The following is a 13,639-nucleotide window of genomic DNA, read 5'->3' on the forward strand; positions in this document are numbered from 1 at the left end:
GGGGGATTATTCAGCGAGCTTCCGGGCGAGAATCTCGCCGACAAGCTGCGGGTTCGCCTTGCCTTGCGAGAGTTTCATCACCTGTCCCTTGATAGAATTGATGGCCTGCGCTTTACCAGCCTTGTATTCGGCCACGGCCTTGGCGCTGGCGGCGATGGCCTGGTCGCAGAGCGCCTCGATGGCGCCGGTATCGCTCACCTGCTCGAGACCTTTTTCCTTCACGATCGCGCCCGCCGTCTGGCCCGTGGCAAACATCTCGGCGAACACTTCCTTGCCCTGCTTGCTGTTGATCTTGCCCTCGTCGATGAGGTTCACGAGTTCATCCAGCGAATGCGCGGAGATCGGGCAATCGACGATCGTCTTTTCCGCCGCCGCAAGGGCGCCTGAGCAAATCGTTGATGATCCAGTTGGCCACGTTCTTTGGCTTGCGCGCGCTCTTTCGCCGCGGCGTCGAAATAATCTGCGAGGGCGCGTTCGCTGGCCAGCACACTGGCGTCGTAGGCGGTCACGCCGAAATCGCGCACGAAACGGTCGCGCTTTTCGCCGGGCAATTCGGGCCGCTTGGTCCGCACTTCATCCATGAAAACGCGGGTGTCCACCGGCAGCAGGTCGGGGTCGGGGAAATAGCGGTAGTCGTGCGACGATTCCTTCACGCGCATCTGGAAAGTCCGCCCCGCATCATCGTCCCAACGGCGGGTCGATTGAATGAGTTGCTCGCCCTTCTGCACGGCCTCGATCTGCCGCTCGATCTCGTAGGCCAGCGCGCGGCGCACGGCGCTGATCGAGTTCATGTTCTTGATCTCGATCTTCGTGCCGAGCTCGCTCGTCCCCTCGGGCCGCACGCTCACGTTGCAATCGCACCGGAGCTGCCCCTTCTCCATGTCGGCGTCACTTACCCCGCCATAGACGAGGATCTGCTGCAGGCTCGTGAGATAGGCGAATGCTTCCTCCGGCGAATCGATTTCCGGCTCGCTGACGATTTCCATGAGCGGCGTGCCCGCGCGGTTGAAATCGATGCCCGAATTCTGTTCGAAGTGCTGCGACTTCGCCACGTCTTCCTCGAGGTGAATGCGCGTGAGCTGCACCTTCTTGCCCGGATTCACGATGCTCTTCTGCGCGTCCTTCGGGTAATCGAAATCCTCCAGCGGCACGGCGCCACCGAGGCAGATCGGCTGGTCGAATTGCGTGATCTGGTAGTTCTTCGGCATGTCCGGGTAGAAGTAGTTCTTCCGGTCGAATTTGCAGATGTCCGGCACCCGGCACCCGAGCATGAGCCCAGTCAGCGCGCTCATTTTCAAGGCGTCCACATTCATCACCGGCAGCGCGCCGGGATAGCCGAGGCAGACAGGACAAGTGTGCGAATTGGGCCCGGCGCCATATTCCACCGGGCAGGTGCAAAACATCTTGCTGCGCGTCTTGAGCTGCACGTGGACTTCGAGGCCGATGGTAGGGATGTAACGGGGCATCTAGGGAAAGGATGAAAACGGAAGGATGAAGGATACAGAACGTTCTGTCAGCATCGGCGTGCTGGAGAAAGGCAGAACATCCAACATCCAACGCCCAACGCCCAACGCCCAACATCCAATGGCGCAAGCGACTGTCGCAAACGCTTTCCTTGATTGGATGTTCGATGTTGGGCGTTGGATGTTGGATGTTCTGCTTTTTCCCCGTTGGATGTTCCGCCTTGGCCCCTATTGCGCCCGCCCCGGCTGCCGCATTTCCGCGGTATCCTGCTCCGGCCTCCGGATCGCGTAATCCAGCGCTTTTTCGAATTCGAACTTCCGCATCAGCTCCGCGATTTCCGCGTCGTTCGCGGCGGCGATAATCCGCGGATTCCGGACCAGCGCGAAATAGTTCCTTTCCGCGACCTCACGCGCGATCTCGGGGTCATTCTGCAGCGCAGCGATCTTCGGATTCGCGAGCAACGGCTTTACCCCCGGGCAGGACAGGAAACGATCCACGCTTTTTTCGTCGGAGACCATCACACCGAGCTTCCGCAGGACGCCGTAGAGCGTCCCGGGAATCGGGTCCACCTGCTGCACTACCACTCCGGTGGGACCTTCCTCCAGTGACTCCTTCATGTGGGCCAGGGTGCGAATCATCGCGCTCGGCTGCTGCGGCTGCGGCGTCGGTGTGGCGGCGGCCTTTCCCGCGGCCGCGATGTGCCGTGGATGGTAGGCCACGGAAAGTTGCGTCTCCGCCACGCTGCCGAGCAGACGAATGGCCAGCACGGTAATCCAGACGAGGAAAAGCCCGTAGAGTCCGCCGCAGATGGCGCCCGAAGCCCCATAGCCGAGACGGAGCAGCCCGGGCTTTTGTTGCGAGGTTTTGGTGAAAGCGATCATCCCCAGCAGCGTGATGCAGCAGTAAATCACAAACCCCATCGCCACCGCGCCCAACACCGACAGCGCCCGCTCGGGCAGATCGATAAACCGATGAAGCAGCGGCCCCAGTCTCCCTCCGCCGAAGTAGCCGATGAGGTAGGCCGCGGCCAGCGCGAGGATATTCATCACCTGCCGGAAAAGGCCCATTCGCCAGCCGTGCCAGGACGTGAACGCCACCAGCAGCACCGCGCTGATCAGAAATGTCGCCTGATAAGAGTCGATCCGATACATCACCGCCCAAAGGATGTGAAAGAAACCGATGGGCAGAAGGAACCGGCGTCGATCATAGCTGAAGAAGGGTAACACAGTCCGAATGCGCGGGCAAACCTCACGGTTTGCAGGCAAAGGTTTCGGCGCGGATCCTGTTGATCCGCACCGGTTTGCCTCTGTCCTTGAAATCGCCTTCGGCGGACGGGATGGCCGCCTTATGCGCCCGTAAGGTTTTCCCTTAGAAACCGCTCACTGCGTCACAGCGGCCGCTTGAATGCCTCTTTGCCGTGCGCGTCGTAGACGGTCAGGACGGCGGATTCCTCCCCTACTCGCTGCCGCACGTAGGTCATGGCCGTAAGGATATCCGCGAATTCGGACAACGTGTTGTCCTCCCCTTCCTTGATCACACATTTTCCACCCGATCCGATATGCAGAGAAAACTCACGCGGCATGTCATTAGTTACACAGGCCGTTTGATGATCGGCCAGCTTTTTAACGCTGCGTGCAGACCTTGCCGCAGGTGCTTTCGTCACCGCGATGGCAGCGGCGTTTTGAAGTAAACAGTAAGACAACATCCCCTTCCAACGGGTTCAAAAGTTTGGCGTCCCTCCGCATTCTGGGGAAAACGCCCCATCCCAAATCTCCGGTTTGCTACGCGCCGGCAACTGGACAAGGAGAGGATTCTTCTTAAACCATTTGGAGAAACCTGACTCCAATGGCAGAACCATCCGAGGCTCCCAACATTGATCCGAAACTGGATATCGAGAAGGCGGCCCAGCGTGCCCTGCTCCAGGCGGGTGAGATTCAGAGGGTGAAACGAAAGCTCCGCGAACTCTGCGAGCGCGCGGCGAAAATGGTGCCGCCAGAGATCGAGGAACGCCCTGCAGAGTAGTCATTTTCTCGAGGGTCTATTCGGTGTTTGGCGCGTGATCGCGGTTCCTGCTGGGAGGGGCGATCTCCAGTTCGCCCTGCGTCGCGGAGCGACGCCCCAAAAAAATCGGGCGCTACGCGCGTTGGATTCGGTCGGCGACGGGGAAGTCGCCGCTCCCAGTGTCGCTCCGCGATGGTCGCCGTTTGGCGTGCATTGGTCTCAGCTCGGGCGTGCTCCCCTCGCCTGCAAACCACCATCGACTATCAAAAAAGCACAAAGGCTTTTCGCGGGTGGGAAGGCGCGCTTTGCTGGGTGTTGTGTTCTCTTCTTCTTACTAAGAACTGAGCACTCAGCACTTAATTCCCTACTCACCACGCATATGCCCAACCCCTGGACTGGAAAAGGTAACCCTTACACGCGGCAGGAAGTTCGCGATCGTCTGCAAGCGGCACTCGGGCGCGGAGAGCCGATCATTGCGGCTGGCGCGGGCACCGGCATCAGCGCGAAATTCATCGAGCGCGGCGGAGCGGATCTCATCATCATTTACAATTCCGGCCGCTTCCGCATGAGCGGTCACGGTTCGACCTGCGGGCTCATGGCCTATGACGACGCGAACCAGGTAGCCATGGACATCGGCGAGTATGAAGTGCTGCCCGTGGTGGAAGAGATTCCCGTCATCTGCGGCGTGCACGCCACCGACCCCCGCCGGCGCATGTGGCACTGGCTGGGCAAAGTCAAGGACATGGGTTTCAGCGGGGTGAACAACTTCCCCACCCACACCATCGTGGACGGACATTTCCGCCAAGTGCTCGAGGAGACGGGCATGAGCGTGAAGAAAGAGATCGAGATGATCGGCCTCGCCCGTCGCATGGATCTTTTCACCATCGTTTATGTGGCCACGGCGGAGGAAGCGAAGGCCATGGCCGATGTCGGCGCGGATGCGATCATCGCCCACGTCGGAACGACCATCGGCGGCTCGATCGGCGTGACCGGCGCGGTGTGCTCGATGGACGACGCCGTGGAGCGCACACAAAAGATTATCGATGGGGCGCGTTCCACAGGACGCAAGGACATCTTTTTCCTGAGCCACGGTGGCCCCATCGCCACGCCCGACGACGCGGCTTATGTGAACAAACACACCGACTGCGTGGGCTTCGTCGGCGCCAGTTCGCTTGAGCGGCTCGGCGTGGAAGGGCCGCTGGTGGAATTGACCCGGCGATTCAAGAAAATCCCCGCCCCAGCGGCGCAGCGCTGAGGACTAGGCGACGCCGTCGCGGTGTTTGCCCGGGATCACCGAAGCCGGCGGTGGGACTCAGTAATCAGTAATCAATAATCAAGTGATCAGAACGGCCTCGGCACGCCCCGACTGATTACTGCCCAGTAAATACTGGTTACTTTTGCCGCACTTCCAGCGTGGGACAAATAGGACCAATGGGAACAAATGAGTCCGTTTGACCCAGTCGATTTCCTTTCCCATAAATCCCCCAAACCGGGAAAAACATTATCGCTCGGTGTTCCACAGGGCGGCATGCCATCGAACTTTTACCCAAGGCGGACTTGACGATCTACTCTGTTGACACCACTCTCCCGCAGTTTCATGCCCAGAGTCCCATCCCAGAAGAAGCGGCCGGTCATTCTCGCCTCCTCCGTCGCCGTCCTGTTGAGCCTCGGTTTTTTCCTGAGCGCCCAGAGGGCCGCCGCAGATGAATACTGGGACGGCACCCTCATCGAGGGTAGTACCGTCGTCGTGGGAAGCACCGTGCCAAATGGCAAGGGCGGCGGTGGGTCTTGGGATGCGACATCGACGAATTGGGTCGACGCGACGGGGAATAATCCGAAGGTTTACGATCCGAACCAACTGGCCATCTTCTCGACCATCGGCGGCTCGATCACGGTAGGAGACAACCTGACTTTCACCGCGCTGCGCTTCGACGCGGACCAGTATACCATCAGCACCAGCCCCTTCTTCACCTCGACCGGAACGGTGGCTACTCTGGCGCCTATCGGAACGGCCACTATCACCGCGACGGCCGGCACCAACGTGACGTTCAACGTGCAATTGGTCGGGACTGGCGGAATCTCGGTGCAGGGGGCCGGCACCGTCGCATTGTCGGACGATATCAATTTCAACACGTATTCCGGCGGCACGACGGTGACCAATGGTGGGACGCTTTACATCAACAACAATTCGGCGATTGGAACGGGGAAGCTCACCATTGCCGGGAACGGCGTGACGATTGGTACTCAATCAGAAGGGACGACCATCGCCAATCCAATCACGGTCACCGCGAATTCTTTCAACGTCACCAATACCGGCGGTGCGCGGGATATTACCTTTAATGGGGTAATCGATCTCACGGGCGCGACGCGAACCATCGTCGGCACCGTGAAGCAGGAACAGGTGCACTTCGGCACCGGCGGGATCGGCGTCGCTACAGAGACGGCCGGTCTCACACTCACCACCAGCCTCACCGGCACCGGCAATTACGTGGCCTTCATCATGGACCCGGGTAACACGAATAATTACAAGGGCCTCACAACCATCACCAACGGTGCCTTCCTCGTCTTCGAAGGCAACACGGCGGATGGAGCGATTAAGGGTGACGTTGATATTGAGGGGAATGGTGTGGTTGATTACCTCGGTCACGACGGCATCCCCGCGGGCCCGCAAATCGTCAACACGGCGACGGTCACCGTAAATAGCCGTGGCAACACGGCAGCAGGTGAAGCCTTCGAAGGATTCGATATGTTCACCAGCCAAGGTGACACCATTGGTACGCTAAACGGATCAGGCACGGTGGGTCTATCGGCGGCGAATTTGACAGTAGGTGCCGGCAATTTCAGCGGCCAGATCACCAACGGCCTGCACTCGGGAGTCAGCCTCACCAGCACCGCACAGGGTGGCCTCATCAAAGTGGGCAGTAGTACTACTCTCACTCTCAGCGGGGCCAACAACTACGTGGGCAATACCGTGATCGAAGGCGGCACGCTGCAAGCCGGCGCCGCCAATACTTTCGCGAGATTTTCGGGTGTCACCTTCGCCACGGGCGGGACGCTCGATCTGAACAACTTTGACCAGACAGTCGGCTCGATCGGCGACGGTCCCAGTAGCGGCATCGGCACCATCAGTCTGGGCACAGCCACACTGACCACCGGTCGCGACAACACCTCGACGACCTTTTCCGGTGGGATCAATGGAGCGGGCGGCCTGACGAAGGTCGGAACCGGAGTGCTAACCTTGGCGGGCACGAGTACTTACACCGGTACGACCGCAATCAATGGCGGCACCTTGATCCTGGCTCCCACAACGAGCGGCACTCCGTTGCTCGATCTCAATTCGGCGCTGTCCCTCGGGGGAGGCACGTTCCAGCTCACGGGCATCTCGGGAAACTCGACGGGGCAAACGCTCAGCGGCCTGGCGATCACCGGCGGAAACAATGTCATCGCGGTCAATGGCAATTTGGGGACCAGCACGATTCTCGATCTACGTGGCTCAGGCAGTTCGCTGGGAATCACCCGCAATGCGGGTGTCGTGGATTTTCGAACTACTTCCGGCACCTTGGGAGTGGATGTCGAAATCCAGGCCCACCAAGGCAATGACTCGACCGGCATTCTCGGTGCTTGGGCCACGGTCAACAACGGCGCGGCCTTGGCGGCCAACGACGGCGCGGACAATATCGTCGCCTACAACAACTACCACGATGTCGATCAGACCTTTACCATCGCCGACGATGCATCGTCGAATCTCCGCATCAATACAGACAGCGGCGGCACAACCAGCAACGTCATTAGTCCGGGGACGACGAACCTCAACACGCTGACTCAAAACGTCGCCAGTCTCTCGACCGTGGATACTTCGCCGGGCACACTGCGGATGGGTAGCGTGACTGGCGTGGGTGGCATTTTCATTACTCCCACGGGCGGCAATCTGACGATCGGCACTGCTGCCGGCAGTGGCAATCTGACCGCGGGAGGTGGTGCGACCCCCAATGGAGAGCTCATTCTCGAGAACAACAACACCAGTACCTCGACCGTCCTGCTGATCAACTCGACAGTGACAGACAACGGTTCGGGCTCAGTCTCTGTGACTGTTGCCGGGCCCGGCATCACCGCTCTCGCCAGCGGGGGCAACAGCTACACGGGAACGACGACGATCTTGAACGGCACACTGCGGACCGACACAGCCGGCGCCATCCCCGGCACCTCCGCAGTGTTCATCGATAAGCAGGGAACGCTGAACCTGAATAGCATTTCACAGAACCTCGCCTCGATCGCCGATGGAGCGAGCGGCGGCGGCACCATCAATCTCGGTTCGGCCACGTTGACCGTGGGGAGTAGCAATACCGACACGACCTTTTCCGGAACAATCGAAGGCGCCGGTTCCCTCACGAAAGCCGGCACGGGCGCGCTTACTCTCTCGGGCACATCGAGCAGTTATTCGGGCGGGACGACCCTGCAGAGCGGGCACCCTCTTTGTCAATGGCAGTCCCGTGGATGGCTCGGCCGCTCCTATCAATGGCGGATCGCTAACCATCATGGGTGGGACAACGCTCGGCACGACCTTGGAAACCGCCCTCGGCTCTTCCGGCACGACAATCTCCAGTCACATCTTCGTCCAGGGCGACTTCTCCATCGCAACCAACGTCGATGCGGCCAATATACACGCGCAGAATATCACTCTGAGCGGCCAAATGGATCTCGGAAATGCCGTGCGAACGATCACCGGTACAACTCCGGGAGGCACGATTCATCTGGCCGGACTGATCGCGGATGGTGGCGGCGTTGGAGCCGGCGGAATTATCTTCAATGCCACTGGCGGCCCCGCGGTGTTCTCCGAAGAGGGAACCACTGCGAATACTTACACTGGCCCAACGACCGTGAATAGTGGTGCCGTCCTTATTCTGGACCGATTTACGACCGACTTCAGTGGCAATGAAATCGGCTTTATCACCGTCCCGGGCGACTTGGATATTACAGCTAATGGCGTGGTGCTGACGTCGGCCATAAACCAGTTTGCCTCGACGTCGAACGTCCACGTTGAAAGCACCGGAAGCACCCTCAACGGAGTGGCACTACCAGGTCTGGAACTGGCCAATAATAGCCAGACCATCAGCGCCCTGACCGGCGCAGGAACCGTTGAGCTGGGCACTGCCACTTTGACCATTACGGTGGGCAGCACTTTCGACGGTGTCATCAGCGACGGCTCCTTCGGCACCGGCGGTAATCTTACGTTCAACGCGCCCACCACTGCAGCGAATTCGACGCTAATTCTGAACGGACAGAGCACTTATACTGGCGTTACTACGATCGCGAATGGCGAGATCCAACTCGGCACGGCCAATGCCCTGCCCACCGTGACCGGTTTGGTGGTGAGCGCGGCAACCGACCTAACGCACCCCGGTGGCATTATCGACCTCGCGGGCCACAACCAAAAGGTGGGAGCAATTTTTGGCGGTGGTCAAATTCAACTGAATGGTGGTGCGACGTTGACTACGGGCGGTGTTGATTTCAACCAGGTGTCGAATTTTAGCGGCGTCATTTCGGGTGATGGCGGGCTCGTGAAAGTAGGCCCTCAGACATTGCAATTGAGGGGTGCGAATACCTATACCGGCCCTACGACCGTCAATGGCGGCACGCTCGATATTTTCGGATCGGGGGTCAGTGCAACTACCGTCAATACCGGCGCTTTCCTCGATCTCGAATCGGGAGGCTCGATCAATACCACGGCCACTCCCGGCCAGACGGCCGTCACGCTCGGTCGTGCGGCCAGCTTCAGCACAGTCGGCACCGTGCAAGCCTCGGGAGCCGGCTCGATCGGTGTCTTGATGACCGAGGCTTCCGCGGGTCTCGCCAATTTTAGTGGCGGCGTGATTACCGCCAACACCGGCATCAAGGTGACCAACCCGGGCGGCATCGATAGCATCATCAACGCCGGCATCCTTACCGGCACCGGTGGAGTCGCTGTCGATGCCCGGACGAGCGCGGGCGTATCTTTCCTCAATGCGGGCACGGTCAATGGCTCGGTCCTCCTCGGCAATGGCAACAACACCGTCACCTTGGTGACCAATTCTTCCAACCCGTCGGCAATTGTCGGTGGCTCCGGAACTGACATTCTGCGTCTCGTCGGCGGTGACAGCAATTCGCTGAATCTCAGCACCCTCACCGGTCTGGATGAACTCGACAAACTGGGCGGCGGCCTGTGGACCCTCACTGGCACGGGGAGTTTTCCGAATGGCACGACCATCAACTCCGGCACGATCAATCTGGTCGGCAATCTCGTCAGCAATACACTCATCCAATCCGATGGACTCCTCGCCGGCACCGGCACCGTAACCGGCAACCTGACCAACTTTGGCGTGGTCTCGCCGGGCCTGGCGATCGGCATCGTTTTTCCGGACAGCACCGTGGGCACGCTCACCGTGCGCGGCAATTATACGCAGGCTTCCGGCGGCGCCCTGCTGATCCAGAGCGGCGGCGTGAACAACACGGATCGTCTGGCCATCTCTGGCCGCGCACAATTGGACGGCACGTTGGCCGTGGAAAAGGTCGGCAAGGGACTGCGACTCAAGCTGGGCCAGCAGGTCGCCTTCCTCACGGCGGGTGGCGGCGTGAATGGCAAGTTCGCCAACATCATCCTTCCGGCTCCCGTTCCCAGCGATACCATCATCGTTCCCGAGGTGGTGTATGAAGAGAATCAGGTCGTTCTGGAAGGCACGCGCGGCTCGTTTGTCGCAGTCGACAATACGGTGCGGCTCACCTACAACGAAAAACAGGCGGCTGGCGCCCTCGATTCCGCGGACGACAACAGAGCCAACCGGAAACTCATCAACTTCCTCGAAACGAAACGTCTCGCTGATCTTCCGGAGCAGCTTGACCGGATCGCGCCCGAGGAAATCGCTTCGGTTTACCGCATCGGCGTCTCGCTCGCAAATGTGCAGACAAACAACGTGCAGCGGCGCACCGCCGACTTGCGCGCCGGCGCGACCGGGTTCAGTGCGACGGATTTCCAAGTGAACGGCGGCGGCAACAATACCGGCGGCCTCATGGGCGCGAATGGCCCGGGCGGCGTGGAGGGCAAGACGGTTAATCCGCAAGCGCCCGACGAGCACTTGGGTGCTTTCATCAAGGGCATCGGTGATTTCGCCCACGTCGGTGATACCGGCAACGCACGCGGCTACGACATGAACACCGGCGGCGTCACCGTGGGAGCGGACTACCGGCTCTCGAACCGGCTCGCCGTGGGTGTCACCGCGGGTTACACCGGCACGGTCGCCGATCTCACTGGCAGTGGGCGCGTCTTCGTCAATGGCGGCAAGACCGGCGTTTACGGGACGTATTTCGACAAAGGCTTTTATGCGGACGCAGCGGTCACCGCCGGGGTGAACAACTACGCCACCAAGCGCGACTCGGTGCAGGGCGACGCTTTCGGCCACACCCAAGGCAGCGAAGTGGATATCCTCGTCGACACGGGTTACGACTGGCGCCTGGATGGGCTCACCATCGGCCCCACGGCAAGCTTCCAATACACCTATCTGGGCATGGATGGTTTCACCGAGCACGGTTCGCTCGCGCCGCTGACTTACCTCGACCAGCATCAGTCTTCGATTCGCTCTTCCTTCGGCATGCACGCCTCCTACGACTGGAAAGTCGGCGCCGTGATCGTGCGCCCCGAATTAATGCTCTCCTGGCAGCATGAGTACGGCGACCGCAGCTATTCGATTGATTCGAGGCTGGCCGGTGGCAGTTCCGTGTTCTCCGTGGCCGATTCGCAGATCGGTCGCGACAGCCTGCTCCTTGGCGCCGGCGTTTCCGTGTTGTGGAACCCGCGCACGTCGACCTTCCTGTATTACGACGCGGATCTGCTGCAAAAGGAATACAACTCGCAGAGCGTGAGCGGCGGGTTGCGGATGAATTTCTAAAGCGGATCTTCCGTGATTCTGCCGCAATCATTTGCTTGCGCGTGGCGCGCTGGGCTCGTTCGATCATGGGTGTATGAGATTCCCCTGCCCCTCCAGCTTTGCCACCGCCTTGTTCCTCAGCGCCATCGTCGCCCGCGCTGAAGTCGTCGAATCCGACGTCGTCATCTTTGGCGGCACTTCCGGCGGAGTGGCCGCGGCGGTCCAGGCGCACCGCATGGGCAAGACCGCGGTCATCGCGGAATGGACGCCGCATCTCGGTGGACTGACCACTGGCGGCCTCGGCGCCACCGACATCGGCAACAAAGGCGCGATCGGCGGCATCGCCCGCGAATTTTACGAACAGATTGCCGAGCATTACACCAAACCCGAGGCGTGGACCTGGCAGAAACCCCAGGCGCAGGACGTGAAGCACGAAAAGTCGAAGGATCCGCTCGAGGAGAAAACCGGCCGCCTGACGAAATGGACCTTCGAGCCGCACGTGGCGATGGACATCTACAAAAAGTGGCTCGCGGATGCGGGAGTGAAAGTCTATCTCGGCGAGAAATTGAAGAGTGTGAAGATGGACGGCCAGCACATCGTCGAGTTCACGACCGAGAGCGGCGACACCTTTCGCGGGAAGATGTTCATCGATGCCAGTTACGAGGGCGATCTCATGGCCAGGGCCGGCGTGAGTTATCACGTGGGACGCGAGGCCAACACGGAATTCAACGAAACGCTCAACGGTTTCCGCGAGAAAACCCCGCAGCACCAGTTCACCGTCGACGTCGATCCGTATCTCACACCCGGCGATCCCAAGAGCGGCCTGCTGCCCTTCATCCAGGAAAACGCCAACGAAAAACCCGGCGCCGGCGACAAGCGCGTGCAGGCTTACAACTTCCGCCTCTGCATGACGCGCACGAAGGAAAACCTGGTGCCGTGGAGCGAGCTCAAGCCGGCGAATTACGACGAGAAAAATTACGAATTGCTCGGCCGTTTCATCGATGCGCTGGAGAAATCGGGCAAGCCGCCGACCGGCCTGTTCATGGGGCCGACACCGATGCCGAATGACAAGACCGACACGAATAACGCCGGCGCCTTCAGCACGGATTTCATCGGCGAAAATTACGCCTATCCCAACGCCGACTATCCCGAGCGCGAACGCATCACCCAGGCGCACGCCGACTACATCAAGGGCATGCTCTATTTCCTCTCCAGCAGCCAGCGTGTCCCGCAGCACGTGCGCGATACCGTGAACCACTGGGGTCTGGCGAAAGATGAATTCACCGAGAACGGCCATTTCCCGACCGCGCTCTACGTCCGCGAAGGGCGCCGCATGATGTCCGACTACGTGATGACCGAGGCCAACTGCCGCTGGCAGAAGAAAGCCGAGGACCCGGTTGCGCTCGGCGCTTACAACATGGACTCGCACAACTGTCAGCGCATCGTGCAGAACGGTTTCGTGCGCAACGAAGGCGACGTGGAAGTCGGCGTGGCCGGCCCGTATCCGGTCTCGTATCGCTCCATCGTCCCCAAGGCCGGCCAGGCGGAAAATCTGCTCGTGCCGGTGTGTCTCTCGGCCACGCACATCGCCTACGGCAGCATCCGCATGGAGCCCGTCTTCATGATCCTCGGCCAAAGCGCCGCGACCGCGGCCTGTCTCGCGATTGACGCCAAGGTCACTGTCCAAAAACTCGATTACGCCCCCCTGCGGACGCAACTCGACAAGGATCACCAGATCCTCGAATGGACGGGCCCGGCACATCACATGATTCCGCCACCGCCGAAGCTCGACGGAATCGTTCTCGATGATACCGACGGCCAGAGGGGCGGTGAATGGACGCAGGGCAGCATCAATGGTTCGCAGCGCGTCGGCGACGGCTACATCCACGACCAGAATCAAAACAAAGGCGCGCTCAGCGTGCACTGGACGCCCGACATCCCCATCGCCGGCAATTACGAAATCATCTTTCACTTCCCGCCGAATGGGAACCGCGCGAAGAACGTTCCCGTCACCATCTCGATCAAGGGTGGTGAATCGAAGACCATCAAAGTCAACGAGCAGGACCAGAGCGGCCAGCAGTCGCTCGGCGTCTTTGCGCTGCCCATCGGCCACAACACCACGATCTCCGTGAGCAACGCCGAGACAGACGGCTTCGTTGTCGTCGATGGCGTGCAACTTCTGCGCGTACGCCAATAGGTTCCGTCGGACCTGCCGGTAACTACAGCTTCGTTTAAAGGGCTTTAAACATGGCTCAAATCCGCCACATTTGGGCGGA

General features: G+C 60.2%; 9 protein-coding genes. 5 read left to right on the plus strand and 4 right to left on the minus strand.

The annotated features are described in order from the left end of the window. Window positions 1-6: 6 nt before the first annotated feature. From CFE428DRAFT_RS38740 to CFE428DRAFT_RS36980, 4 genes are all read right to left on the minus strand, one after another. A complete protein-coding gene (locus CFE428DRAFT_RS38740) occupies window positions 7-393 on the minus strand; it encodes an Asp-tRNA(Asn)/Glu-tRNA(Gln) amidotransferase subunit GatB (RefSeq protein WP_083804983.1) in 387 nt (128 codons plus the stop codon). Then, window positions 312-1,466 (minus strand): Asp-tRNA(Asn)/Glu-tRNA(Gln) amidotransferase subunit GatB, encoded by a 1,155-nt coding sequence (gatB, locus tag CFE428DRAFT_RS05250; protein ID WP_006978414.1) that lies wholly within the window; start codon window positions 1,464-1,466, stop codon window positions 312-314. Before gatB ends, CFE428DRAFT_RS38740 begins: the two co-directional genes overlap by 82 nt. A 225-nt stretch (window positions 1,467-1,691) precedes the next feature. Next, window positions 1,692-2,690 carry a CvpA family protein gene (locus CFE428DRAFT_RS05255; RefSeq protein ID WP_042724396.1) on the minus strand — a complete coding sequence of 333 codons (999 nt, stop codon included), beginning with the start codon at window positions 2,688-2,690 and terminating at the stop codon, window positions 1,692-1,694. Window positions 2,691-2,851: 161 nt separating this feature from the next. Next, window positions 2,852-3,046 (minus strand): hypothetical protein, encoded by a 195-nt coding sequence (locus tag CFE428DRAFT_RS36980; protein WP_006978416.1) that lies wholly within the window; start codon window positions 3,044-3,046, stop codon window positions 2,852-2,854. A gap of 263 nt (window positions 3,047-3,309) precedes the next feature. Between CFE428DRAFT_RS36980 and CFE428DRAFT_RS36985 the strand changes: the two genes are divergently transcribed. The 5 genes from CFE428DRAFT_RS36985 (at window position 3,310) to CFE428DRAFT_RS05275 (ending at window position 13,560) form a co-directional block, all read left to right on the plus strand. Continuing rightward, on the plus strand, window positions 3,310-3,486 hold the full coding sequence (locus CFE428DRAFT_RS36985; RefSeq protein ID WP_006978417.1) for a hypothetical protein: 177 nt from the start codon (window positions 3,310-3,312) through the stop codon (window positions 3,484-3,486). Between the two features lie 358 nt (window positions 3,487-3,844). Beyond that, complete coding sequence (locus CFE428DRAFT_RS05260; RefSeq protein ID WP_006978418.1) at window positions 3,845-4,720, plus strand: phosphoenolpyruvate hydrolase family protein; 876 nt, start codon at window positions 3,845-3,847, stop codon at window positions 4,718-4,720. 342 nt (window positions 4,721-5,062) lie between these two features. After that, window positions 5,063-8,350 carry a beta strand repeat-containing protein gene (locus CFE428DRAFT_RS05265; protein ID WP_006978419.1) on the plus strand — a complete coding sequence of 1,096 codons (3,288 nt, stop codon included), beginning with the start codon at window positions 5,063-5,065 and terminating at the stop codon, window positions 8,348-8,350. Window positions 8,351-8,633: 283 nt separating this feature from the next. After that, window positions 8,634-11,384 (plus strand): autotransporter family protein, encoded by a 2,751-nt coding sequence (locus tag CFE428DRAFT_RS39530; protein WP_237705438.1) that lies wholly within the window; start codon window positions 8,634-8,636, stop codon window positions 11,382-11,384. Between the two features lie 73 nt (window positions 11,385-11,457). Then, window positions 11,458-13,560, plus strand: coding sequence for an FAD-dependent oxidoreductase (locus CFE428DRAFT_RS05275; RefSeq protein ID WP_006978421.1), 2,103 nt, complete (start codon window positions 11,458-11,460; stop codon window positions 13,558-13,560). Window positions 13,561-13,639: the final 79 nt, after the last annotated feature.

Origin of the sequence: Chthoniobacter flavus Ellin428 (assembly GCF_000173075.1) — a bacterium.
Lineage (GTDB): Bacteria > Verrucomicrobiota > Verrucomicrobiia > Chthoniobacterales > Chthoniobacteraceae > Chthoniobacter > Chthoniobacter flavus.